20 protein-coding genes are annotated in these 25136 nt (G+C 72.7%); 10 read left to right on the forward strand and 10 right to left on the reverse strand.

The features are described from left to right. The first annotated feature begins 12 nt into the window (after window positions 1–12). The 4 genes from D5H75_RS37805 (at window position 13) to D5H75_RS37820 (ending at window position 4688) form a co-directional block, all read left to right on the forward strand. Entirely contained in the window at window positions 13–690 is a 678-nt protein-coding gene (locus tag D5H75_RS37805) for a class I SAM-dependent DNA methyltransferase (RefSeq protein ID WP_119931433.1), read from the forward strand. 45 nt (window positions 691–735) lie between these two features. Then, complete coding sequence (locus tag D5H75_RS37810; protein ID WP_119931434.1) at window positions 736–1446, forward strand: methyltransferase; 711 nt, start codon at window positions 736–738, stop codon at window positions 1444–1446. A 261-nt stretch (window positions 1447–1707) separates the two neighbouring features. Further along, entirely contained in the window at window positions 1708–2412 is a 705-nt protein-coding gene (locus D5H75_RS37815) for a tRNA-dependent cyclodipeptide synthase (protein WP_202638914.1), read from the forward strand. Window positions 2413–2492: 80 nt separating this feature from the next. Then, window positions 2493–4688: an adenylosuccinate synthetase gene (locus D5H75_RS37820; protein WP_119931436.1), complete on the forward strand. Its 2196-nt coding sequence runs from the start codon at window positions 2493–2495 to the stop codon at window positions 4686–4688. A 217-nt stretch (window positions 4689–4905) separates the two neighbouring features. Here D5H75_RS37820 and D5H75_RS37825 read toward each other — a convergent pair whose 3' ends face one another. The 4 genes from D5H75_RS37825 to D5H75_RS37840 all read right to left on the reverse strand — a co-directional run bounded on the left by D5H75_RS37825 (window position 4906) and on the right by D5H75_RS37840 (window position 8845). Next, window positions 4906–5229: a DUF6092 family protein gene (locus tag D5H75_RS37825; protein WP_147425422.1), complete on the reverse strand. Its 324-nt coding sequence runs from the start codon at window positions 5227–5229 to the stop codon at window positions 4906–4908. Then, window positions 5213–5782: a nitroreductase family protein gene (locus D5H75_RS37830; RefSeq protein WP_119931438.1), complete on the reverse strand. Its 570-nt coding sequence runs from the start codon at window positions 5780–5782 to the stop codon at window positions 5213–5215. Before D5H75_RS37830 ends, D5H75_RS37825 begins: the two co-directional genes overlap by 17 nt. A 439-nt stretch (window positions 5783–6221) precedes the next feature. Continuing rightward, window positions 6222–7232: a hypothetical protein gene (locus D5H75_RS37835; RefSeq protein WP_119931439.1), complete on the reverse strand. Its 1011-nt coding sequence runs from the start codon at window positions 7230–7232 to the stop codon at window positions 6222–6224. Between the two features lie 95 nt (window positions 7233–7327). After that, window positions 7328–8845: an AAA family ATPase gene (locus D5H75_RS37840; protein WP_202638915.1), complete on the reverse strand. Its 1518-nt coding sequence runs from the start codon at window positions 8843–8845 to the stop codon at window positions 7328–7330. Between the two features lie 240 nt (window positions 8846–9085). Between D5H75_RS37840 and D5H75_RS37845 the strand changes: the two genes are divergently transcribed. The 3 genes from D5H75_RS37845 to D5H75_RS37855 all read left to right on the forward strand — a co-directional run bounded on the left by D5H75_RS37845 (window position 9086) and on the right by D5H75_RS37855 (window position 12379). After that, the gene (locus D5H75_RS37845) at window positions 9086–9547 is read left to right on the forward strand and encodes a hypothetical protein (protein ID WP_119931441.1); all 462 of its coding nucleotides are present in this window, start codon (window positions 9086–9088) and stop codon (window positions 9545–9547) included. Between the two features lie 170 nt (window positions 9548–9717). Further along, window positions 9718–10764, forward strand: a complete 1047-nt coding sequence (locus D5H75_RS37850; protein WP_119931442.1) for a hypothetical protein — start codon at window positions 9718–9720, stop codon at window positions 10762–10764. Between the two features lie 160 nt (window positions 10765–10924). Continuing rightward, window positions 10925–12379, forward strand: a complete 1455-nt coding sequence (locus D5H75_RS37855) for a hypothetical protein (RefSeq protein ID WP_119931443.1) — start codon at window positions 10925–10927, stop codon at window positions 12377–12379. Window positions 12380–12749: 370 nt separating this feature from the next. On the opposite strand, the gene D5H75_RS37860 is transcribed toward D5H75_RS37855, so the two are convergent. After that, complete coding sequence (locus tag D5H75_RS37860; protein ID WP_119931444.1) at window positions 12750–14264, reverse strand: hypothetical protein; 1515 nt, start codon at window positions 14262–14264, stop codon at window positions 12750–12752. Beyond that, window positions 14261–15157 (reverse strand): ParA family protein, encoded by an 897-nt coding sequence (locus D5H75_RS37865; RefSeq protein ID WP_119931445.1) that lies wholly within the window; start codon window positions 15155–15157, stop codon window positions 14261–14263. Before D5H75_RS37865 ends, D5H75_RS37860 begins: the two co-directional genes overlap by 4 nt. Before the next feature lie 2668 nt (window positions 15158–17825). On the opposite strand from D5H75_RS37865, the gene D5H75_RS37870 reads away from it, so the two are divergent. Continuing rightward, on the forward strand, window positions 17826–18251 hold the full coding sequence (locus D5H75_RS37870; RefSeq protein ID WP_119931446.1) for a WhiB family transcriptional regulator: 426 nt from the start codon (window positions 17826–17828) through the stop codon (window positions 18249–18251). 38 nt (window positions 18252–18289) lie between these two features. Then, window positions 18290–18889, forward strand: coding sequence for a 3'-5' exonuclease family protein (locus D5H75_RS37875; RefSeq protein WP_119931447.1), 600 nt, complete (start codon window positions 18290–18292; stop codon window positions 18887–18889). Window positions 18890–18990: 101 nt separating this feature from the next. Here D5H75_RS37875 and D5H75_RS37880 read toward each other — a convergent pair whose 3' ends face one another. Continuing rightward, window positions 18991–21357 (reverse strand): AAA family ATPase, encoded by a 2367-nt coding sequence (locus D5H75_RS37880; protein WP_119931448.1) that lies wholly within the window; start codon window positions 21355–21357, stop codon window positions 18991–18993. 9 nt (window positions 21358–21366) lie between these two features. Next, window positions 21367–22695 (reverse strand): metallophosphoesterase family protein, encoded by a 1329-nt coding sequence (locus D5H75_RS37885; protein ID WP_202638916.1) that lies wholly within the window; start codon window positions 22693–22695, stop codon window positions 21367–21369. Window positions 22696–22849: 154 nt separating this feature from the next. On the opposite strand from D5H75_RS37885, the gene D5H75_RS37890 reads away from it, so the two are divergent. After that, window positions 22850–23338: a hypothetical protein gene (locus D5H75_RS37890; RefSeq protein ID WP_119931450.1), complete on the forward strand. Its 489-nt coding sequence runs from the start codon at window positions 22850–22852 to the stop codon at window positions 23336–23338. 115 nt (window positions 23339–23453) lie between these two features. On the opposite strand, the gene D5H75_RS37895 is transcribed toward D5H75_RS37890, so the two are convergent. Beyond that, window positions 23454–24641 (reverse strand): hypothetical protein, encoded by a 1188-nt coding sequence (locus tag D5H75_RS37895; protein ID WP_147425423.1) that lies wholly within the window; start codon window positions 24639–24641, stop codon window positions 23454–23456. Further along, entirely contained in the window at window positions 24638–25096 is a 459-nt protein-coding gene (locus tag D5H75_RS37900; RefSeq protein WP_119931452.1) for a hypothetical protein, read from the reverse strand. Before D5H75_RS37900 ends, D5H75_RS37895 begins: the two co-directional genes overlap by 4 nt. Between the last annotated feature and the right edge of the window lie 40 nt (window positions 25097–25136).

A 25136-nucleotide genomic window follows, 5' to 3' on the forward strand; every position in this document is an offset into this window, starting at 1 on the left:
TTCCCGCCGCGATTGGAGGCGATCACGATTCACGAGGATATGCCGACGGGCGTGTCCCTGTCGCAGGAGGCGGCGCGGGCGTTCGACTCCCTAGGCATCAGATACGAACAGGCCTATGGCGACCTCCCCCAGCGGCGGGAGATGGTCGAGCGCCTGATCGGCCTGCTGCCCCCCTCCGGCCGCGTTCTCGATCTCGGCTGCGGCACAGGGCGGCCGGCCGCGGAGATGCTGGCGGCGGCGGGCATGCGAGTGACCGGGATCGATGTGTCCGGCACCATGATCGAACTCGCCAGAGCCCAGGTCCCCAAGGCCGAGTTCGTCCAGGCCGATGTGCTCACCTATGTGACCGACGACGCGAGCTGGGACGGAATCTGCGCGTTCTTCTCGCTTCTGAACATGACGCGAGCCGAGTTGAACGCCACCTTCGCCGCACTCGCGCGATGGCTCCGCCCCGGCGGGCATCTCGCGATCTCCACGGTCCCCCTCGACGCCGAAGGCGTGGTGGTGGATCTGCTGGGCGAGCGCTTCCGCGTCACAAGCTACTCGGCCGGCGAGTTCATCCAGCAGCTGACCAGCGCGGGCCTGCACGTGCTGACATCCGAGACGACACAGTACGTGCCGGACAGCGATTCGAAGGGCCGCAGCGAGGAGCACCTGTACTGCCTGGCCCGACGGCCGGCCGAGACCTGACTCACCTGCCGCGCGGCAGGGCGGCACCCCGAGGAGGAGACGACAATGACGCGCGACAACCGCCCCGTGGCGGATGGAGTGGTGGAGTCCGAATCCCTTATCGCGCGCATGCAGGCCGCGGGAGCGAGCACCTTTCGCCTCCTTGGCCGGGAGTGGGAGCTGGACGCAGGGGTGTTCTCACCCGCGTACACCTATGCCACCGCCTTCTACAGCCGCTCCATTCGTTATCCCATCGGCGGACGGTTCCTGGAGATCGGATGCGGTGCCGGAGTGACCGCGGTGGAGGCCGCCCTGGCGGGCTGCCGCGCCGTTCACGCCGTCGACATCTGCCCGCGCGCCGTCGCCAACACACTGCGGAATGCCGCCCGGCATGACGCCCAAGGGGTGACCGCGGCTGTCAGTGACGTGTTCGGCGCCATCGACGACGACGCCCGCTATGACGCCATCTTCTGGAACATCCCCTACGTCGCCGTGCCGTCCAGCCACAGCCTCGCGAGCGCACTCAGCCGGAGCGTCTTCGACGTTGAGCATCGCTCCTGCCACGCCTACCTCTCCGGTTTGCGCGATCACCTGGCTCCGGGTGGCACCGCCTACCTCGGCTTCGGTGACATCGGCGACCTGGGAGCGCTGGAGTCCATCGCCGCGGAGCACGGGTGGGAGGTTCATCTGATAGCGGCGGGCGCGGGCGAGCCGGACCCGCAGGTTGAGCATCGCCTGTACGAATTGCTCGACTCCGGGCGGAAGCGTGCTCGCTGAGGCGTTTCCCGTCTTCTGCAGGATCCCCCGGGTCTCACTTCTTCCGCGATCTTGAGCGGCCTTCGCATCGAGAACCTGGCCAATGCCGGGCAGCGAGGCATCCGCCAGCTTCATCTCGGCTCGGTGGAATTTGGTGCCACAAGAGACGGGCGCACATATTCAACACGCACTTCTTTACTCCCTGACACGTTTTGACGACACCCCGGTCGCGGTATCTAGTGAGCGGCGTTAATTCGCCACGCCGAGACAAGGGGGGAGAGGTTGGGCACGACGCAGTACGACTGGGCCGGCTCCTATGACGTCATCCCGGAGACCGAGAACTGTCGCGAAATATTGAACAAGGGGAAGCACGCTCTCCTAGGCGTCAGCAATGGGAACAGCTATTTCAGTCGCTCACGCATGTCGAGCCTGTTTTCATGGGCCGCGAGCACTTTCGAAGCGGTCGATGTGATTGTCGCGGACAAGCACATCGACGATGTGCTGCGCGCCCAGGGGTATGACGAGAGACGTGCGCGGAAGAAGGCTCACCGCGAGACACAGGCGACTTTCAACCGGGTCGTGGAAGCCGCAGCGGAGAGTACGTCCCACAGAGAGAGGATCACGGTACGCCGGCTGTCGGACTTCAGTGACGACCCCGCCTACCTGGCGGTGTTCGCCGACTCCACGGCGCGGTTGCGGGAGAACGCGCCCGCGTACTCGGTGGTCCGCTCCATGACCCGCGCCTTTCTCTGTTCGCGGACCCAGGACAGCGTACGCGAGGACCAGGTCGACATGGCCTTCTGCTATCTGGAGGCGGAGCTGCCCTTCTTCCTGGACACTCCGCGGATCCTCGGAGTGGAGTCCTCGGTGTCGTGCTATCACATGCGCCTTCCCCTGATGGACGTGCTCTGCGGCCCCGCTGCCGCGATGCGACCGGCGCCCACCCAGGCGTTCGCCGTCGTTCGCCCGACTGACGAGGGCCGATGACCGTAGCCGCCTCTGCCTGAGGCTCCCCGCACGTCCGCACGTACCCGGGCTCCTGCCCTGACGAGATCCCAGGAAGTTCTATGAAAGCCCATGCCAGTGACTTTGACGGTGCCGCGGAGAACGCCCGGCGGCTGCTCGATCTCGCACGCGCCAGCCGGGAGCGGCAGAGGGAGAAGGCCCTCACGCCCCTCCCGCCCCCGAAGGCGGGCCTCTCAGGGCCGGGCCCGATCACCTGGATCGGTGACCTGCAGCAGGGCGACGGCGGCAAGGGGGCGATGGTCGATCGCCTCGCGCCACACCACGACCTGGTGGTCCGAGTCCAGGGCGGCGACAACGCCGGGCACACCGTGGTCTTCCGCGACGCGTCGGGGCGGCGGACGGTCCTGAAGAATCACCTCATCCCCTCCGGCATGCGGCACCGGGACGTGGTCGGGGTGATCGGCAACGGGGTGCTGGTCAACCCGGCGACGCTGGCCGGGGAACTGGAGGACTTCCGCGGACTGGGCGTCGACCTCCACGGACGCCTGCTCCTGAGTGACCGCGCCCATCTCGTCATGCCCCTGCACCAGAAGGCGGACGCGCTACAGGAAGGGAGCCAGAGGGGGATCGGCGAGGCCATCGGCACGACGCGGCGAGGCATCGGCCCCGCGAACGTCAGCAAGCACAACCGCACCGGCATCCGGGTCCGTGACCTCACCGACATGGATCTGGTGCGACGGCGTCTCCGCCTCAACACCGACCTGTTCGGGCTCCCGGCCTCGTATGCCGAGGACGACTACCGATGGCTTCACACCCACCGTGACCTGCTGATGTCCCTGGCGACCGACACCGCGGCGCTCCTCACGGCGGCGGCCGACGCCGGGTACGGGCTGCTGTTCGAGGGAGCCCAGGGGCCGCTCATCGACATCGACCACGGGATCTACCCCTACGTGACGACCTGCCCGACCGCGTTCCACGCGGTGCCCATGGGAACGGGCGTGGACGCCGGCCGGGTCCAGCACCGGATCGCGGTGCTCAAGGCGTACCAGACCATGGTCGGCAACGGCCCGTTCGTCACGGAGGACACCGGCCGGCTGGGCACGCATCTGCGCGAGCGCGGAGCCGAGACCGGAACCACTACAGGGCGCCCGAGGCGCTGCGGCTGGCTCGACCTCGTCCACGCCCACTGGTCCGTCTCGGTCAACCGGCCCACAAGCATCGTCCTGACCAAGCTCGACGTCCTCGACGGTCTCGGCGAGATCGGCGTCTGCGTCGGCTATCAGCGCGGAATCGAGACCTCGGCGCCCTTCCGGCCCGAGGTCGACTATCTGCGGGGCTGCGCACCCGTCCTCGCCTTCCTCCCGGGATGGCCCGCGCCCGTCAGCCGCACGAAGGACTTCTCCGAACTGCCCGCCGAGCTCAAGGCGTTCGTGCGATTCATCGCGAACTACCTGGAGGTGCCCGTGAGCGGCGTCAGCGTGGGGCCGGACGCCGACGACCTCATCGCGGTCCCCGGCGAGGAGCTCGCCCAGATCCAGGCCGCCTCGTCCGCCGGCTCCGCGGCCGCCCCCGCGGCGGTGGACGTCTCCCCCCGATCGCCGGGCTCCGCAGCGCCCACCGCGAGGCTCGCGATCTTCTGTGGAGCCGGGGCGGGCACAGACCAGCACCAGCGCGAGCTGGCGACGCGAATCGGCGAAGCGTGCGCGCGCAGGGGCATCGGCATCGTCTACGGAGCGGGCGGCGTCGGGATGATGGGCGCCCTCTCCGACGCGGCGCTGTCCGCGGGCGGCTTCGTGACCGGTGTCATCCCGCGGGCGCTCATGGACCGCGAGTATGGCCGCCTCGACCTGCCGGACCTGCGGGTCGTCGCGACGATGCACGAGCGCAAGCAGCTGATGTACCAGCTGGCGGACGGAATTCTGGTTCTGCCCGGCGGCTACGGCACCCTCGACGAGCTGTTCGAGGCGGTCACCTGGACGCAGCTCGGGTTGCATGACAAACCCATCGTGCTCCTCGGCGCGTCAGGGTACTTCGACTCTCTGGCCGGTCTCCTCGACCACATGCTCCGGGCCGGGTTCATCTCCGAGGCTGACCGCCGGCTCATCCGGCACGCCTCGACCGTGGAGGAGGCACTCGCCCTGCTGCCGCCCGAAAACCCGCTCATCCTTCCTGGCCAAGGGGGGCCAGAGCGCGCCACCTCCGCTCCCGGGACGGCATCACCCCCGCCGACCATCCCCAGCGCCCCGCAGGAGACCGGCGCCGCGCGTGCCCCCGCGCCCCAACCTGGCGCGTCCTGACCTTGTCCGCGCAGACCCTTGTCCGCGCAGACCCTTGTCCGCGCAGACCCTTGTCGGCACAGAATCCGCTTCGCTGTACGGCGTGCGACGATCGGCCCATCGCGCTGCTCCGATGCCACCACTGTTCATGTAGCGGTCGCCGGCGTCGGAGCGGGGCGAATCCGCCGCTCCGCGGCCGCCCAGGCGATAGCTCCGCGACGCCTGCCAGGTTCGTCCGCTACTGCGGCGGCCGCTCGTCGGCGCGCTCCCACTCGCGCATGCCGGCGGCCATCTCCAGGCATAGCTCGTCCAGCAGCGTCGGCAGGTCGATGTCGAGCCGCACGGTCTGGAACACCTCCTGGATCCGGTCGTGGATGGACGCGAATCGCGCATAGGTCTCATCGTCGCCCTCCAGCAGCGCCAGCGCTCGACGTGCCCCGTCCAGCAGCCGGAAGGGGCCGTACTCCATCGGCTCGCTCAGCATCGTCCGGCCACTGGCCAGCAGATAGGCGGCCACGTGGGCGATGCGCACGTCCCGTGGCTGTTCATCGGTAGCCGTCATAGCGGACCACCTCGTCCAAGTCGCGGCGAGTGGAAGGGTTGGGCTTCGTGGCCGGATGCCCGGCCGCCACCAGCAGAATCAGTTCCAAATGGTCCGGCATGTTCAGCAGCAGACGGATGGGACCGGGCAGGAAACTGGAGACCGGGCATGCCCCCAGCCCGAGCGCGTGGGCCGCGAGCAGGAAGTTCTCCACAGCCATCGCCACGCACAACTTGCCCTGGCGGCGTACGTGAGCACCGTCCGAATCCGAATAGCGCGAGTGATCGAGGCAGGCCACGAGGAGGAGCGACGGCTCCCCGATCACCCCGGGGGCGAATGACCGGACGGAGTGCAGCCGCACGGGATCGCGTACCACGACGAACGCCCACGCTTGCTGATTGGACGCGGACGGAGCCGAGACCATGGCACGGACCATGGATTCCACCATCGCATCCGGCACAGGCTCAGCCGTGTAGCTTCGCACCGCACTTCTCGTGAGGATCGCCCTCAGCACCCCGGTGGGATCAAGGTGGAGTGCGGTCTGCGGGGTGGGCGGCTCGGAACGCCTCGCCATGCTACGCAGGATGCCCGCAGCGCGGTCTGCCCCCGGCGCGCTTGAGGAAAGGTTTACCTCCCCAGTGAAGCCCTCTCCTGCGAGAGCGGCTCGAAGCGGACTCGGGTGACGCCCCGGTTCGATCACGGCGTCCCGCTGGCCGTGTCGAGGTGGCGGACGCGTTCCAGACCGGCGGCTCCAGCACGGCCCCATCGGCGACAGGGCCGCGCTTGGCGGGCACGCGGCCGCCCCGCTGACCGTCCGCACGCGGCGCCGCTCCCGGGATGTGCCGCCGCGCGCGGTCAACGGACCCCAGGCGAAGCCGCCCGGGGTCCGTGTCCTGCTCTCGCGAGCCGGCGCCTGCCCCAGGGGCCCGGCACCGGCCATGTCTCGTCCGCGTCATGTCCCCGCCGGGCGGGCGCGGCGGTCCCCGGGGCGCGCCGAGCGCGCGGGGGTGCGCTCACGCGGCGTGGGCGGCGTGCCGGGACAGGGGCGGCCGGCGGGCGCCGGACTCCAGCCAGGCGCGCGCCTCGTCGGCCGACACGCCCAGCGCGTCCTGCACCAACGCCAGCGGGCCCACGGGAACGCCCTTGTCGCACTTGTCGCAGCGGGCCTGCCCGTCACGCAGCCGCATGCTCGGGTTCTGGTCGCCGTTGAGGTGCCGCTCGGGGCGCGGGCAGTGCCACAGCTCGCCGTCGGGGTCGCTCTCGGCGCCCAGCCGGACCATCACCTCGGCGATCGGCCAGGCGTTGGCCCGGGCCAGGAGCCTCTGCCGCTGCGTGATGGGAGCGGCCGGGGCGATCTCGTCGCGGTTGCCCGCCGTACGCAGATCCTGCCGCAGCGCCGACGCCCGGCGGCGCAGGCCCTCCAGGTCCACGCCCTGGTCGGTGGTCTCGACACCCTCGGGCTCGGGCTCGGCGCCGGTGGACAGCGTCGGCAGCCGGTCCCCCCGGCCGCGCACGCGCAGCGCGGCCACGATCACGAAGGTCACCAGGGCCAGCGCCACGTGCTCGGGCGGCACCATCCGGACCCGGCCCGAGTGGCGGATGATCGTCACATCCTCCGGGCTGGGGTTCATGCCGACCTCGGGCACCGCGGGAAGCACCGGGTGCGCCGCGCCGGTCTGCGCCCACAGGGGACGGGCGTCGGGGACTCCGGCGTCCGGCCGCCCCACCATCTGCTGGTGCAGCTCCGACAGCTGCAGGACCACACCCCCGGCCTCGGCGTCGATCCGGCGCCGGGCGAATCCGCACAGGGCGGCGTAGGCGGCGATGGCCGTACGGCTGTCGACGCCCTCGCCCACGGTGAACAGCGTCCGCGAACGCAGGTCGGCGGGGGTGAGCCCGGACTTCTCCAGCGCCTCGATCACCGCCTCCTCCAGCGGCGCGCCCGCGGCGGGGGTCAGATTGACGATCTTGGCGTCCGCGTCCTGCGGCGCGTCCCCCACATGCACGTTCAGATGGAACTTCATGGTCGTTTGCCTTTCGGTGGTCGATCCACCGGAGTTGTCTGTTTTGACGTACGCCGGTGTTGAGTGGCTGTGTTAACCGTGTCGGCACAATCGCCTCACGCATCAGCGTCGGCGACCGGCGGTGGGCCGGGGGCCTCCTGGGGGGTGAGCCGGACCCCGCACGAGGCGGCGGCCTGCGCGAGCATCCGGGCGTGCGGCGGCCGGCGCAGCGCGTCCAGCAACGGCGCGGCGGCCACCACGGCCAGCACCTCCCGGCCGTCGCGGCGGAGCCCCGCCCCGCGCAGCAGGTCTCCGGTGGCGGGGTCGTGCGCGCGGACGGCGGCGCGGAACTGGCGGGCCAGCGCGTCCTCCTCCTGCTGTCCCGGCTGTCCCGGCTGTTCCGGTTCTGCCGGCTGTTCCGGTTCTGCCGGCTGTTCCGGTTCTGCCGGCTGGTCCGGTTCTGCCGGTGGTGCGGCCGGGCGGCCGCGGTGCGTGTTGGAGTCCGTGGCTTGGTCCGCCTCCGCCAGCGCGGCGGCGAGCGTGTGGGCGGCCGCCTCGGCGCGCGCCGTGAGCCGGGCCAGGGCCTCGGGATCGCTGTCCAGCCGCGGCAGCGCCGCACGCAGCAGCGCCACGTCCAGGGCTCCGGCGTGGCCGGCGGTCGCGGCCCGGGCGAGCAGGTCGGCCAGGTGCAGCTCCGCTCGCAGCGCGAGCTCGTCGCCTGCGTGCCGGCGCAGCCGCCGCCGCACCTCCTGGCCCAGTTCGCGCAGGACCGCCGCCTCACCGGCGGTGGCGCGGGCCTGGTCGAGCTCGGCCAGCAGCGCCGGCCGGTCCCCCTTGTCGACGGCCGCCAGGATCGCCCGGACCGAGCGGGGCGTGGTCATGCCCAGCGCCCGGCAGATCTCCTCGCTGGTGACGGGGCCGGCGGCGAGCAGGGGCGCGACCTTCTCCAGGGTCATGAGCGTCCCGCGCACCCCGAGCTCGGGCCGGGTGGCCGCGACCACGGCATCGGCCGCCTCCCCGGTCAGCCGCCACCCTTCGGCTCGCGCCACCCGTTCCAGGTTGCCGCGCAGGTCCTCGGGGGCGGGCCGGCTCAGCGCCAGCTCGGTGCACCGTCCCCGGTTGGTGGCCAGCATCTTGTCCGGGTCGGTGGTGGCCAGGATGAACGTGACGTGGGCCGGTGGCTCCTCCAGCAGCTTCAGGAACGCCTGCCCGCCGGGTCCGCTCAGGCCGTGCGCCTCGTCCACGATGATGACCTTGCGGGGACTGTCGTGGGTGGTGAGCCGGGCGCGGGAGGCGATCTGCCGCACCTCGTCCTTGCCGCCGTTGCTGGCCGCGTCCAGCTCGATCACGTCCGGGTGGGCGGGCCGGGCCGCCAGGATCAGCGAGCACCGCCCGCACCGGCCGCACGGCTCGGCCTCCCGCCGCTGGTCGCACAGCAGCGCGGCCGCCACGATCCGGGCCAGCGTGGTCTTGCCCGTCCCGGAGGGGCCGGTGAGCAGCAGTTGCTGGGGCAGGGTCCCGGTGGTGATCATGGCCCGCAGGACGGCCACGGCGGGCCGCTGCCCGGCCACGTCGCCGAAGGCCCGCGGCCGATGCGTCAGCGCGAGATTCTGAGAAACATCACAAGTAGCCACGCCCCGGACCGTGGTTCGTCCGGCCGCCCTGTCCAGCAGGAGCGGCCCTCGCGCACCGGGCCATCTCGGGCACCGCGCCGGCCTGGCCGTACGCCCCTCCCCTCCGCTCCCCTCCCCTTCCCTCGGCCGCCTGCGCCCGGCGCTCACGGTCCGGCCGCAGGTGATCGGCGCGATCCGCAAACTGACTCGATTCACCCCTGCTCGATCCGCATCTGGCATCGACATCGATTGGAGGTCCGCATGCCGTCCGGCTCAGTCCGCGCGTTCGCCCGCCCCTCCCCCGCCGAGGTGTACGCCCGCGGCCTGCGCAGCGTCCCCGAGCCGGGCCGCCGGCTCCGCCACGGAGAGTCCATGAAGATCTCCCGCTCGGCCCGGCTGCGGCTGCTGCGGCGCGACCTGGTGGCCGAACTCCCCGGCACCCCGCCCCGGCGCACGACCGTGTGCCGCTTCCACGGCCCGATCCCGGAGGCGGCGAGCGTGCACGCCATCGCGTGGACGTGGGCCTACGTCCGGCCCGCGATCCCCGGCCTGCGCTTCGCCGTACACCACGACGGCGCGGGATACTCCATCACCACCGTCACCACCGGCACCGCCCCCGATCCAGGGCCGCCCACGTGCCTCGTGCTCGACGCCACCCCGCTGAGCTGGGTCAGGGCCGCCACCGAGGCCAGCGGCTACGGCACGATGCCCGCCGCCGCCTGAGACGACTCCCCCGCCCCCGCCCCGGCCCGGTACCGGCCACCCGGGGCGGGGGCCGCTGTTCCGAGGCTGGGGGTGAAACCGGTGACATCCCCGGTCAGGTGCCAGGACCCGCTCCTGGCACTCCGACGCACACCGCGGCTCCGGCCGCGGCCTACATCTGGAGGACGAAGGTGGCTCAGCCGCTCACCAAGGATGACAAGGACAAGGACGCGAAGGAGGCGCTCTACGTTCGGCAGATCACCGACGAGGGGCCGGTGTTCCTCGACGTCACGGGTCACGTCGGCAAGATCCTGCCCCCCGGCGGCCGGCGGCGGGCGACCTGCGCGGTCCGGACGCGGAAGAACAGCACCTGCTCCTTCAGCCTCATGCACATCACCGAGCGCAGGGCCAAGGACTTCTTCGCCGCGCCCCTGAACCTGCCCGGGCGGACCTTCAGCCGCCTGGAGGCGCGCGCCGCGGCGCTCATGGAGTCCGCCGAGATGACCGCCGACCGGCTGATCGTCGACTTCGAAGGGGCCACCTACGCCTACGCCGTCGACCGGGACCCCACCGGCGAGGCCTCGCTGGAGCCGGTCGGGGAGGACCCCACCTTCGAGCTGCCCGCCGGACCGCCCAGCCGGTTCGACATGTACCTGCGCAGCGCCATCCTGGACCGCGTGCTGGCCGTGTCCTTCAGCGGGCACCTGGGCAAGGGCGGAACCCCCGAGACGCTCAGCCGCGCCGCGGCCAAGGCGCTGAACTCCCTGCTGGGCCTGTGGCTCTTCCGGGAACTCGCCGGCTTCGCGGCCGTCGCCCTGCCGGCGCCGCCGACCCGGCTTCCGCTGCGTCCCGCCGTCCAGGGCCAGGTCGTCTTCCCGGTGCACATGGCCCTGTTCACGCCCGAGCTGCAGCCGGTCGCCGAGGGCATGGTCCAGATGGAGGTGGACCTGGAGCAGGTCGCCGACAGCCTCAACGGGGAGCTGCTGTACCACCCGGCCCCCGCGCCGGAGTTCGCCGAGATCTTCGCGCCGTACGCCGACCTGGCGGTCCGCGCGGTGGCCCAGGAGATGCGCCAGATCCTCGGCGGCGAGGAGGAGGAGAAGTCCATCGCCCTCAACATCGTGCTCGGGGAGCTGTCCCAGCAGGACGTCGACCGGCTGCGCACCGCCGCCGCCGGCGTGACCGCCCTGATGATGAGCCCCCACCAGTACCAGGTGCCGCCCGCCGCGGCCGCGTGAGCGGACCGAGGCAGCGTCCCAGCAGATCCCGCCCCGCCCGCGCGGCTGGGCGGGATCACGCATCCGCGCCCCGGCCGTCGCCGCAGGCCCGTTGGTCCCGGGCCTCCGGCCGGGACGGTCCGAGCCGTTCACACCATCCAAAGGAAAGCAGGTGAGGCGCATGTCCGAGAGCGGACAGCACGCCAAGGTGGAACGGCTCCTGCTGAAAGGAGTGAAGGACCCGGCCCTGGCCGCGCTGCTGCTGCGGCGCGTCGGCCGGACCACCGCTCCGATCTCCATGAAGGCCCGCCTGCCCCGGGAGGCGGGCTTCCGCGCCGCCCAGGAGGGCGGCGCCGCCCACGCCGCTGCCATCGCCCGGACGTCCGACAGCCCCGAACTGCTGGCCACCCTGGCCAAGTCCCGGAGCCTGGCGGTGCGCGCGGCGGTCGCCGCCAACCCGAACACTCCGGTGCCGATCCGCGGGCGGCTGCTACGGCGGGCCCTGCGCGAGGAGCACGCGGACCTCGTCCACGAGCACGCGCCGCTCCCGCTCGGCGCCTTGATCGAGACCCTCGCGGCCGCAGACTGGGACAACGTCCCCGGCTCCATGCTGCACCCGGCACAGCACACCCTGGTCAAGCACGGCCCCGACGGCATCCGCGCCGCCCTGGCCTGCCCGCACCCGCAGGTGCGGACGCTGGCCGCCCGCGCGCTGCCGGACGGACCGCAGGAGATCACCTTCGCGGAGGTCGGCGACGCTGACCCCGGCCTGCTGCGGCAGGTCCTGGCGGCCTACCTGAACCGCCACGGCTCGCGGCCCATCACCGGCGACGACGCCCGCACCCTGCTGCGGCACCGCCCCTGGAGCGACCTGCCCCCCGCCATGCTCGCGCACCGCGCCCGCCTCCCGCTCACCCGCGAGGCCATCCGCCTGCTGTGGGACTCGCGGGAGCCCGAGGCGCGCCGCTGGGCCGTCTACGCCAAGGACGGCCACGAACTCGCCCCCGAGATCATCGCCACCGGGGACGTCGACCTGCTGGCGGCGCTGGCGCTCGAGCACAACAAGGCGCTTGCCGCCCAGCACCTCAACAACCTGATCATGGCCGTCGCCCGGATCGGCCCCGACGCCGTGACGACCGAGGCCTACACCCGCTCCATGCGCGAGGTGCTCAGGGACCTGACCTGGCGGATGACCGGTTCCCGGGAGTTCCCGCCCATCACCGCCGAGGCCTTCCGAGCCCTGCTGCCGCACATGCACCACAACGAGCTGGTCCAATGGCTGTGTGGCCGGTTCGCCCCGCACGTCCCCACGGCGCGCGACATGGCCGAGCTCACGCACCGGCTCACCCCTCGTGAGGTGAACTACCTGCGCGGCCCGCTGCTCGATCACGCCTGGTGCTGGGCGGACAAGCCCTGGGCACAGACGCTCCTGGACCTCCTCGGCATCGCCGCGCTGCGCGGCAGCCATCTGGAAAACCCCAGCGAGTCACTGTCCACCCTCATCGCCGCCTGGCTGCGCACGCGCCTCGGCGAGGACCCGCAGACCTGGAGCCGATTCCTGGACCTCCTGCCAGGGTTCCACGGCGGGCTCGACGAGCTCATCGCGGCCGCCCGCGACCACGCGTCCGCGGGCTGAGCTGGCACCGGCCGGCGTCCGGCTTCCCTGCGGGGGAGCGGGCGCCGGCCGTCGCCGTACGGCCACGCGATCACCGCGCGGGCGCAACCAGTGCGGAGCCGGCCCCGGGGCTGCCCCCGGCACGCGAACGCGTGGCCACACCGAGTCACACATTACGGCGGGCGCGACGCCCGGAGGCCGGGATCGGGGGAGCGGGCGGGAGGGCCGCAGCGGGCGGCGGGATCCAGTGGGAGTCCGCGGTGTAGCCCATTGCCCCTGGGCTACACCGCGGCGCGTGCATCAGCACGCGCAGTTTCTCCACTGACGTTGGCAAGTGTACTGGGCAGGGGAGGGCGCGGGCGGGCTGACGCGCCGAGACGCCCGGCCTGCCTCAGCCGAGCTCCCGCTCCTGCCGCCGCGCGTCCATCTCCAACCGCAGCAGCCGGTCGAAGAACTCCGACCGGTTGCGGGCGAAGCTCGCCATCTCCAGGTGCTCCAGGTCGAGCTGCTCGCTCGGGGTCAGCTGCAGGGTGCGCGGCTTGGTCTCCTCGCCGCCCCGGCGGCGCCCCTCCCGCGTGGCCCGGGACTTGCGGTTGGGCCAGAACATCTGGGGATGGTCGCAGAACCGGTTGTAGGCGTCGATGACCAAGTCCGTCAGCGAGATCGCCTGCTCCTCCAGCTCCCGCCGCACCTCCTCCCACAGCGTCACCGTCAGGTAGATGGTGACCTGCTGCGTCGTCTCGTGCAGCGCGACCCGCGCGCGCAGCAGCAGCGCGCCCTCGCCCATGCGCCACTCGACGGCGGTCGTGCCCAGCGCCTGGCAGGCGTGCAGATGGGCGATCTCGGCGATCTTCTGCTCCTGCCCGGCCGGCACCCCGAACAGCACTTCCAGCAGGCTGTCGTTGTACAGGCAGTCCGCCAGCTGCAGGTACGGCGTGGCATGCGCGGCCAGGGTCTCCCGCAGCTGCTGAGCGACCTGCTGGTAGACCGGGATGACCTTCTTGCGCTTGCCGCTGACGGGCGCCGTGAGCCCTTCGAGGGTGCCGGCGCCCATCACCATCGGCACCGGCACGCGGATGTCGACGGTGCCGGCCTCGGCGATCGCCTGCCCCAGCGGCGGCGCCGCGGGTGGGTCCACGAGCGCCCGGGGCGGTGGCATCACCGGCTGGACCGGTGCCACGGGCACGGTCGGGATCGGCTCGGAGGCCGCCCAGCTGCCCGCCGTGGTGATGCCCTGGCCGTTGCCCGCGGCCGGCCGCTGCGGGCCGTGATCGGCGGGGTCCGAAGCGGTCTCGGCGCCCGGCCCGGCGGCGGGCGGCGGTTCGGGAGCCGCGGACGGTGTGTCCGCGGCCGGGGTGTCCGCGGCCTGCTCCGTGGGGGCCGGCCGCCGGCGCCTGGCCGCCGCGGCCGAGTCCCCGGAAGAGGCGGCCGTGGCGGGCTCGGCAGCAGGGGCGGCCGTGGGGGCCGCCGCACCGGTCCGCCCAGGGCCGGCACCGTCGCCGTTCGGGGCGGCGGCCGCGGGCTCCGGGGCGTCGCCGGGCGAGACCGGCCCGGTGCCGGCCGGCCCGGCGGGCTCGGCCGCCGGAGACGGTACGGCGACGCGCACGGACGCGCTCGCGGCGGCGGCCGGCTCCGCGGCGGTCACCGGCGAGTCGACCGCCGCCGGCGGCGTCAGCGGAGCTTCGCCGGGCTTGGGGGTGCCGTCGAGCGTGGAGCTGTCGTCAGGCTCCGGCTTCTCGTCGGCGGCGGGCGGCGGCGGGGTCGCGGGCACGCTGGGCCGCAGGACGTCCGGCGGCGGAAGGGGCGCTTCCTGCGCGGCCTGGTTCGTCTCGAAGGCCTTGAACCCGCCGCGCCGGCGCGACTTGGTCCGCTTGCTGCCCGAGTCGAGGTCGGTCTCCACGCTCATGCCGGCTGTGCCGTTCCTGCCAGAGCGGCCGCCGCCTGCTGGTTCTTCTCGCCCAGCAGCCGGATCGTCTGGTGCGCGATGGCCCGGTAGTCGTCGGCCAGGCCCGCGGCGTCGACCTTGACGCCGGGAATGGGGTTCTCCTCCAGCTCGTAGGCGAGCCGACCGTGCGACCGGATCGCCTCCGCGACGGCCGGGACGTGCCGGACGTAGGAGTCGAGGATGGGCGCCACCCCGCCGAGCCGCTCTCTCAGCAGTGCCTTGGACGACTCACGCATCCGGGCCGCGCCGGTGTCGAAGTCGAACATCACGCAGCACAGCAGGTTCCGCACCGTGCCGGTGCTCTCCATGACCTCCGCGGCCACCTCGCCGGCCTCCTCGGCCGCCCGCATCGAACCCTTGTCGAACTTGGTGGTGACCACCAGGTGCCGGGTCGCGGTCAGCGCCATCATCTGCAGCAGCCGGTCGCCGGGCGGGCAGTCCACCACGATGAGGTGGTAGTCCGCGGCGATGGGGGTCAGGCAGTCGTGCAGGGCGTTGACGAACCTGGGCCGCTTGCCCGCGGCCGCCAGGGCCAGCACGTCCTCCAGGTTGTATCCGCCGACGACGACGTCGAGGTTGGGCCGGACCCCGGAGACCGGCTCCAGCGGCCGTCCCGAGCGCAGGCTGTTGAAGAAGGACTCCCCCTGGTCGTTCCACTCTTCGTCGGCGTAGCCGAGGTCGTCGGCCATCGCGCCGCGGGGGTCGATGTCGACGAGCAGGGTCTTGTAGCCCTTGGACGCCGCGTAACCGGCGGTGTGGACGGCGACGCTGGTCTTGCCGGCTCCGCCCTTGCCCGTGATGTACGAAACGGCGTGGGGGTGCCCAGCGATGCTGGACACGGCTTGTGCAGGCACAGAGGCCCCCTTTTAGACGTCAGTGGAGTGTGGTGTGAGGTTGTACGGCCGATAAGGCCGGGGCACGGCCAAGCCTAGCGATACGGGTGGTCATTTTCCGGGTGACACGCCCCCGGGTGCCGATATGGAGCAACCCCCGGGCGGGCCTGGATCGCTCCTGGGACCTCCTCGGACGTCGTGTGAGAGGAAGCTGCGCGTATCGGCAGGTGTCCAGGCCCTGGCAGCTGATGTCACGCCCCGCGGCCTACGGCCACCCGCGGCCACCGGTTGCCGTACGTGTGCGCCTCGCCCAAGCCGTTGCCAGCTCCTGCGCCACGTGTCCTCGCCCACCCTCAGGTGCTCGCCTCATCAAGCGCGTCGCCACGTCCTCCGAGGGGACAGCACATGAAGCCCCGGGAAGAAGGGCCAGCCGGGGCGTGGCGGCCCGAGGGACCGCCGTGCGCGAGGTGTGCACCTGGCGCAGGACGCGAGGTGGCACGAGCATCCGATGCCGCGCCCACGCTGAGGAACACACCTGCTCGGACATGTCGCCAGAGGAGGTGGGACGTGAGCTGAGGCACGCCGGTGACGGCTCACGTGAGCTCCTGCGAAAGGGCAGCAGACCAGGAGCAGGCACCCCGCCAGATGCTTCGAGGCGCCGCCACGGGCCTCCCCATGATCCGGGACATGTCCTCATGCCGGGCGATGACTCCAGCTCTTCCCAGACGCGACCGCGCGGTGACTCGCCTTGCCTCCTCCCGGCGCATCCAGGCTCGCCATACGCCACCTTCCCGCCCGTGACAGCAGGAAGCGGGCCGTGGACGGATGCGATGCCAGGAAGGGGCACCGAGCAGCGTCCAGGCAGGCGAGCGGGGACGCAGACGGGTCTTCCCGGACCCCGGCACGCGCCGCGACCTACCGGATCGTCCCGCTTCAGCAAGAAGCGCATGAGCTGCTGGGAGAGGGCCGTGCAGCGGATGCGCACAGGCATCGGGGGGTTGGACGACGCCACCACCCGTGGGCCGACCTGGGATGGTGAGTGACGCCATGACAGCACCCTCCCACCCTCTGCGGGATGTCCAGGGGCAATGCGAGACCGTGACACCCGGAGGCACGTACGGGGACGTGCTTGGGCGTCCTCTGACGCCTTGACTCGTCTGTGGCGGGGTTGTCCTGCCACCACACGTGCACGTCCGCAGTCGTGGGCCCTCCTCTGTGCTACGACATATGGAGTTCTCATCCGGGGCGCGGCCCTGCCCCTTCACCTGCATCAAGACGTCCGAACATCCCGATACGCCACTCCATGCCCAAGCACGCCAAGGAAGGCCGTCGTACACGTGCGCGGATCAGTGACCGTGCCATCTCGGCATGCAGCACGACGGGTCACGAATGAGGGGATGGCTTCACGCCGCATGAGGAGGTGGGGGGAGGGTGGGCGTGATAACGCCTTGCCACACCTTCCCACACATTAACTCACCCCCGTTGGGGTCCAGCGAGGCATGAAGCTCCCCCACCACCGAGGCACCCGCGACATCCGCCACCTGCCCCTTCGCAGGCAGGTGCGCCTCGCCGGCCATCGTCCTCCACCCGATGGCGTACGGCGTTATCGCTGCCCACCCGCTCTCCCACGGGCCCGCCGGTCGGCCTGTGGAGCCGCGAAGGCGGGCAGGCGAAGCGGGGGAAGGCATCCTCCCGATCCTCTGCCGCGGATCACCACGCCACCTCACCGGGCCGGGTCGGGCCGGCCCGGCTCCTCCCCTCTCGGCCTCGCCGCCGCAGCCGAGTGAAGGGCCGGACTCCCGCCTTCCGGTGCCCGCGAAGGCGGGAGTCCGGCACCGCGTGCGCCGCAGGCCCTGTCCGCAGGAGCACTCGCGCCAAAGGGCGTTGGTAGCTCCTGGCACCGCTGGGTACCGATGACCAGGTGCGGGCGCCGGAACCTGAATGCTGTGTGACGAGGACGGCCCGGCCCGCACGGGGCGAGTCCGTGACACGGATTCCGTGGCGCGGAAAGACCTCTCCGGATCGTGGAGCGCCACGGACCCCACGGCTTCACCGGCCTCGCTCCCCGCCACTGGCCGCGCGTCCCAGAGGGCCCAGGCCGCCCATCCTTCAGGTGTCTTCACCGGCAGAGGTGTCCGGCCGCCTCTTCTCATGGCCGAGGCCGCGCATCCGCCCCACGCGCTGCTCCCGAGCGCGGCCCCACCGTCCAACGCACGTCCGCGCCCCCATCGAGGTGGCCATGGCTTCGTCGGCGCAGGCCGGCACCACTGCCCCTTAGAGAACGGACGTGCCCCGATGAAGGTGTTCGTTCAGCTCAGATCCCCACCCCGCGCGACCGTTCACCTTCTGTCGCGAGTGACCACGGAACTTGACCCCGCCACCCCCAGGATGCGGATGCGAGGTCAGCTAACGCCCTGCCCCACCCACCCACACACCGCCACGCATTAAGCGCCCCTGTCATCCATGCGCCGACGGACGGCGTAACGCGCTGACACACCTCCCCACACATTAGAGGCGGTCCTTCGACCTCGTATCGGGGGCGGGGCAGTGATCCCCCGGGCCGGTCGGTGGCGCATCTGGACAAGCGCACCGGCTGCGGGATTCCCCGCGATCGGCACGGTGTCAACCAGGTGACCGAACACCTCGGCCACCGTGTGCCGTACCACGATCGTGAGGTTGGAGACCTGTCATGGCGTCAGAGCTGCTCGCTGACGAGAACATCGCCTGGCTGCCGCGCCGGGCGTGCCGGCGGCTTTCCGGCGCCGACATCGTGCGCTTCTTCGTCGACGCCGGTCAGGCGATCGCCCCCGAGGACGAGGCCATGTGCCGGGCCTGCCCCGTACGAGAGGAATGCCTGACGCGCGCGTACGCCCAGGGGCTGGAGTCCGGCTACTTCGGCGGCATGTCGCCCGGGCAGCGCAGCCGGATGACGCTGCGCGAGGCCCTGGACCACATCCGCGCGGAACCGGCCGAGAACGACGACGCCCCGGACGACGCGGCCCCGGACGCCACGGCCCCCGACGCCACGGCCCGGGGCGAGGCCGCCCCGGGGGAGGGCGCCGAGTTGGCCGCGCGGCCGCGGCCGGGACGGTCCCGGTCGTCCCGCGCCGGCTGACCCGCACGGGTCACCGGCCACCCCAACGAAAGGCACCCATGTACAGCTCGGCGCGCGTCTACGCCCTGGACATCGAGACCGACAACTCCGAGGGAGAGGGCCTGAACCCCTCCCGCGCGCGGATCACGCAGGCCAGCGTCGCCACCGAGGACACCACCGAGGTGTTCGACGGAGCCGAAGCCGACCTGCTCGCCCACCTGGACCGCTTCCTGCGCCGCCTGCCCAACGGGCTCATCGCGACCTGGAACGGCGCGGCCTTCGACCTGCCGTACCTCACGACCCGGGCCGGACGCGCCCGCGTCAGCCTGGGCCTGTCCCTGGTCGCCGACAGGCGCCTCACCCCCAAGTACGGCTTCCTGGAGGGCCACCACACCGCCTACCACGGAATCTGGGAGAGCGCGGTCTCCTCCAGCGTGCCGCATGTGCACCTCGACATCGCCTATGCCTACCGCCGCCACGCCCGCGAGCACGAGATCCCCTGGAGCCTGAAGCCGGTCGCGCGCTCGCGCGGCCTGGACCCCGTCGAACTCGACCGGGAGCGGCTGCACCAGTACACCCCGAGCCAGCGGGCCGAGTACTGCGCCTCGGACGCCGTCATCACCCGGCAGCTCGCCCTGGACCTGCTCGGCGTCCGCTGACGACTCGGCGTCCGCGGCGCCCGGCACGACATGCGGACCGGCGGACCCTCAAGGTCCGCCGGTCCACCCTTTGCCCGCCGCGGGGGCCGCCGTGGGGCCGGTCAGGCCGACATCTGCACGACCGAGCGCGGCATCACCTCCGCCGACCCGGGGTCCGGTTCCTCCAGCTCGATGTCGATCACGCAGTCGGCCAGCTCCTCCAGCCCGCCCACATGACTGACCACCAGCATCTGGGGATAGACCCCGCGCAGCGCCCGCAGGCCCGCCAGGATCGCCTCGCGCCGGACTGCGTCCTGGAACCCGAAGACCTCGTCCAGGATCAGCACCCCCAGCCCGCCGACCCCGTGCTGGGAGGCGATCACGCTGGCCACCCCGAGCCGCAGCGCCAGCGCGCCCAGGTCCTTCTCGCCGCCGGAGACGAACACCCGCGTCAGCGGCACGTACGACCCGTCATAGTCGCGCACCCGCACCTCGTAGCCGTCGCTGACCCGCACCGCGGAGAACCGGCCGCCGGACATCTGCTCCAGCAGCGCCGACACGGCCCCCTCCAGCGCGGGCCGGATCCGCGCCGACACGTCCTGCGACACCGTCGCCAGGAGCTGCGCCGCGGCCTGCGCCACCCGCGCCTGCGTCTCCAGGGCGCGGCGCCGCTCGCGCAGCTTCTCGCCCTCCTGGACGGCGCGGCGGGCGGCGCCCACCCGTTCGGACACCGCCGCCAGCTCCTCCTGGATCGCCGTCAGCGTCCGCCGCTCCTCGGCCAGGGCCGCCTGGGCACGCTCGCGTTCGCGCATCGCCTCCTGCAGCGTCTGCGGCACCCGGGCCTGCTCCAGCCGGGCGGCGGCCTGCGCGGCGGCGGCTTCGGCCTCCCGCAGGGCGCGTTCCATCGTGGCCCGGCGCTCAGCCGCGCGCACGGCGGCCTGCCCGGCCTGCTCGGCCGCCCGGGCACGCTCCAGCCGCTCGCGCAGGCGGGCCCGCTGCGCGTACAGGTCCTCCAGCCCGGGCGGGGCTTCGGGCAGGGCGGCCAGCTGCCGCTCGTAGGCCTGCGCGTGTCCCGCCAGGCGTTCGCGTTCGCCGTGCGCCGCCTCGCACTCCTGCCGGGCCAGCCGGGCCCGGCCCGCCGCCTGCCGCGCGGCCTCCACCGCGCCGATCGCGGCCGCGTGGCGGCCGGCCGCCTCGCGCTGGTCCCGCTCGGCCTCCGCCAGCTCCCCGGTGAGGGCGCGCAAGGCGTCCCCGGCCTGGGTGAGGCAGCTGTCGCGGTGCTCCGGGGTGATCGGCTGGGCGCAGGTGAGGCACACCCCGCCCAGGGCGGACACCTGCCGCAGGTCCTCGGCGGCCCGGTCGCGCAGGCCGGTCAGCCGGGCGACCGCCGCCGAAGAGGCGTCCAGGGCGTCGCCGGCCTGCCGGGCAGCGTCCTCGGCCGCGCGCAGCTCCCGCTCGGCCTCGTCCTGGCGGGCGCGTGCCGCCGCGACGCCGCCATGGCGGGCGACGGTGTCCTCCACATCGCGCAGCCGTGCGCGGAGCTCGCGCAGCTGGGCGTGGGCCGCGGCGGCGTCGGCCGCGCGGCGGGCCTGTTCTTCCGCGGTCGCGATCCGCCGTTCCAGGGTGGTGATGCGGTCGCCCAGCTCGGCCGAGGGCGGGCCCTCGTAGGCGGGCGCCGGCGGGGGGCGGAGCGCGTCCAGGTCCTGCCGGGCGCGCGCGAGCGCGGCGGCGGCCGAGTCGGCCTCGCCCTGGGCTCGCGCGTATCGCCGTACGGCCTGGCCGTGCTCCTGCTCGGTCTGCGCGCCGTCGGCCAGGTCGCGTTCGAGCTTCTTGATGGTGGCGTCGGTGTCGGCGGCCGCTGCGCGCAGCCCCTCCAGCGCGTCCTGCTCGGTTCGCAGGCGGCCGGTCAGGCCGGCGATGTCGGGGGCCTCGCCGAGGGCCAGCGCGGCGCGGCGGGCGCTGTTGAGCTCCTCCCGGGCGGACGCCTTGGCCTTGGTGACGGCGTCCAGTCGCAGGAGGCGGGCCATCGTCTTGCCGCGTTCGGCCGCGCTCAGGCTGGACAGGCCCTCCAGTTCGCCCTGGGTGGCGAAGACCGCCAGGCGGAATCCGGCGGCGTCCATGCCCAGCAGCTTGGACACCTCCGCGGTGACCTCGTCGGGTCCTTGCATGATGGCGGTGCCGCCGACCTCCAAGATCGCCGAGCTCTTGCGGTTGTCGCGGCGCCGCCGCACGGTGTAGGTGTCCTGGCCGACGGTGAACTCCACCCGCACCTCCATCCCCTCGAGTTCGGCGCCCCGCCGGATCAGCCGGTCCAGTTCGCGCTTGCCGGTGGGGCCCTCGCCGTACAGGCCGTAGACGATGGCGGTCAGCAGGGTGGACTTGCCCGAGCCGTTGCGGCCCGAGATCAAGATGAGCTGGGCGTCCTCGGGGAAGATCACATCCGCCTCGTCGAAGAGCCGGAAGTTCGTCATCGTCAGGCGCTTGATCATGGGTTCCTCTCAGGCGGCGTGGGGGGTGGCGGGTGGCTGGTCCGCGGTCTCGGCGGGCGGCCGGGCGGTCTCGGCCTGCAGGGCGGGGACGCCGAGCGCGTCGGCCAGCAGGTTTCCGGCCATGTCCAGGGCGCGGGGGCGGATGTCCTCCTCGATCTCGGCGGAGGCCTCACGCAGGGCCCGCGTCATGTGCGCCAGGGGCGTGGCCCCGCCCGCCCCGGCGTCACCGGTGGCCGGGTCGTCGCCGGCGTCGCGCCGGCCCGGTTTCTCGAAGCGGGGGACGACGTCGTAGTGGAGCGCCGCACCGGCCGCGCGCCGCGCCTGGCCGCGGTCGACCAGGGCCCACAGGTCCTGCTTGACGTTGATCACGACCTGCTGGATGACCGCGCCGTGGACGGGCTTGCCCTCGGCGCCGGCCTGCCGCACCCGCTCGGCCAGCGCCTGCCCGATCCGCTCGGGTGACATCCCGGCGGCGTCCAGGACGGGCAGCCGGTACATGGGCCGGATCGGCAGGTCGACCGGCTGCACGCGGGGGGCGCCGCCGGGTTCGAGGCCGACCCGCAGGTAGCCCTTGCCGCCGCCGTCGAGCACGTCGCCGAAGTCGATGTGCTCCGGGCTCCCGGCGTACCAGATCTTGGAGGTGCGGGCCTTGCCGTTCAGGTACACCGGCCCTTGCTTGTGGTAGTGGCCGAGCGCGACGTAGTCCCACTCGCGCAGCAGCAGGTCGCTGGGGATCGGGTACTCGCGGCCCTGCGCCCGCAGGAACAGCTCGGACCCGACCGCCACCCCGTGCGACATCAAGATGTTGGTCTTGCCCGCGACGGGCCGGACCTCGTCGAAGTCCACGAGCTTGAGCTCATCGTGCGGCAGGGCGTGCACGACGACGTCGGCCAGGGACGGATGGGCCCGGCCTGCGGCGACCTCTTCCTCGAACGCCACCGTGGTGTAGCGGCCGGTCACGACGTGCACCCCGGGCACGGTGGACAGCAGCTCCAGCCAGCACGGTTCCTTCGGGCTGCGCGGCTGGTCGTGGTTGCCGGCGATGACGACCACCTGCCGCCGGTAGGGGGAGCCGGCGTCCAGCGGCGCCGCCATCCGGGCGAACTCGGTGCGGGCGGCCAGCATGTAGCGCACGGGGATGCTCGGCCGTTCCCCGACGTCCCCCGAGTGCAGCGCCAGCGGGATGTCCGGCGAGGCGGCGATGTGCGTGGCGATCTGGTGGAAGGCCTTGACGATGTCGGTCGCGCGGGCGTTCAGGCCGTTGGCCGCGACCGCGTGGTAGGCCTCCTGGCCCAGGTGCGTGTCGGACAGGTGGGCGAGCGTCAGCGGGTGCGTCATGGGGATGACAGTGACCGGCGCCCGGCCTCCGGCACCCCTCACCCGGCCGGATGCCGTACGGCTCCCGCCCCGCCCGGCCGGCCGGTTCCGGGGAGGATCCGCGGGGCGGGTCGCGCGCCTTGCCGTGGCCGCGCGCGACGCGACGGTCGCACGCATGCTGAGAAGACACTCCCTGCCCGGCCGCCTGTCCGCTCCGGCGGCCCCGGGCGCGCTCGCGGGCCTGCGGCATGTGGGCTTCCCCGTGCTCGTGGCGGGCTTCGCGGCGCTGGCGCTGCTGTTCTTGACGCTGTTCCTGGTCCGCGGCCTGATCCTGGACGGCGTGGCGGGCCCGGTGTACGGCGAGGCGGCCCGGGTGCACGCCGGTTCCCGGTTCACCCCCGGGGCGACCGCCCAGTTCGACGGGGTGACCTACCAGGCCGTCCTCCTGCGGGGCCGGCAGTCGGTCCAGGTGGACGATCCGCCCGCGCAGTGGCGGGCCGAGCATCCGCAGGCGCGCTGCGCCGAGCGGCGATGCGTCATGGACGCTCCGCCCATCACCTGGGGCGGGGTGCTGTCGATGGGCCTGACCAAGGTGATCATGGCGCTCGGTGGCGGCCTGCTGCTGGCGTGGCTGTTCTGGATGGTGTTCGTCGCCGAGGACTGACCTCCGTCAGGGCGCGCCCCGCCAGGACTCAGGGCCGTCCCGCCCGGGTGGGCGGGGCGGTACCGGCGGCGGGACCGTGCCGCCCCGGGAAGGCGTCAGGCCACCGCAGGGGTCGTCAGAACAGGGGCTCGCCGGGACCGGCGTGGCTCAGCGCGAGCATCCGGTCATCGGCCGGGTCGGGGCCGGGCGGCTCGGCGCCGACGGCCTGCGCGTCGGCGCCGCCGGATATCAGGCCGCGCAGCGTGAGGTGCATCTCCGCCAGCTCGTACCAGCGCACCGCCTGGACTTCCTCCGGCTCGTGGAAGAACTCCCGCATCGCCTCTTCGATCTCGGTCTCCACCGCCATGCGCTGGACGTCGGGCAGGGAGTCCATCACCGCGTCGATCTTCTTGCGGCGGGCTTCGGCCGCCGCGACCGCCTGCTGGGCGGCCTTGCTGAGCAGCGGCCTGGTGCGCGCGGCCACCTGCTCGACCGTCGGGACGCCGCGCAGGTACTCCTGCGGCACGTCCTCGCCCGGCAGCAGCGGGACGCCCTTGTTGAGCATGCTGCGCAGATAGGCGCCGGGATTGTTGATCGCGCGTCCCGTGCAGAGCATCCAGTGCAGGGCCTTGACCGCGTCGGACACCTGGACGTGATTGCGGCCGATGACCGCGCTGGCCCCGTCGAAGCGCCACAGCGACAAGATGGCGCGCAACTGGTCGGCCGGCACGAGGGTGCCCCAGCGGCCGGCGGGCTCGGCGTCCGCGGGAGCGCCGGGAGCGCCGGGGGCGCGTTGCGGCGCGGGCCCGGCCGGGGACGGCGCCGCCGACAGCTCGGCCCGGTGCTCGGCGGGGGCGGCCGGCCGGGGCACGATCGGCTTGGCCTCCTGGTGCGCCGGCTCGGCCTGCTGCCCGGAGGCGACGTGGGGGGAGGGCAGGATCTGCAGGAACCCCCGGGTGAACACGCTCCGGCCGCAGGCGTCGAGCGTCTTGGGCTGCACCCGCATCACGATCCCGTGCTTGCTCAGCGTGGTGATCAGCCGGTTGATCTTGTTCTCGCCCATGCCGGCGATCTGCTGCTGGATCGCCTGAACGGGGTTGGGGATGATCCACCCGTACACGGGGTCGTCCTCGGCCAGCAGGAGGACGACCTGCAGGATCAAGAACGCGTCGGGGCCCAGCTCGCGCAGCAGCCGCAGCGACTCCTGCGCGTCCAGGACGAGTTCGGCGACGCCGCGTCCTTCGGAGAGCCCGGACCGGGTCGAGACCTGCAGGACCTCCGCCATCAGCCGGACGGCGGGGCGCTCGACGGTTCGCCTGCTCATCGGCGCGCCCTGACCGCCATCTGCGGCGGCACGACGGGGCCGCTCATGAGGAACAGCGGGTCCTCGCCGACGTTGGCCATGACGACCTGGACCAGCAGGGCGCAGGCCGCCCGCTCCTTGAACGTCTTGAGATACCTCTCCACGCTGGTCACGTTGTCCGGGGAACCGGCGCCGATGAGGGTGGAACCCCCGTCGGCCTCCAGCGCCAGGTATCCGCGGAAACCGCGTCTGAGGACCCGTCGGCGTTCGACAATGGCCTCGCGAACCCGCGCCAGCGCCGCACCCCGCCACCCGAGGGCGTACGCCTGGCCCACCGCGATCGCGGCGGTGACCTCGACCGCGTCGAACAGGGCCGGCCGCTTGTCGCCGAACTCCCGGGTGACGGTGGGACGAATCGCCCCGGCGCGCTCGAGCGAGGCGATCACCGTGAGGGGGAGTCCCAGGATCTGACTCAATTCAGCCCTCGTGGTGGCCCGTACGTGCTCCTTGCGCACC

The organism is Bailinhaonella thermotolerans (assembly GCF_003594875.1).
Classification (GTDB): Bacteria; Actinomycetota; Actinomycetes; order Streptosporangiales; family Streptosporangiaceae; genus Bailinhaonella; species Bailinhaonella thermotolerans.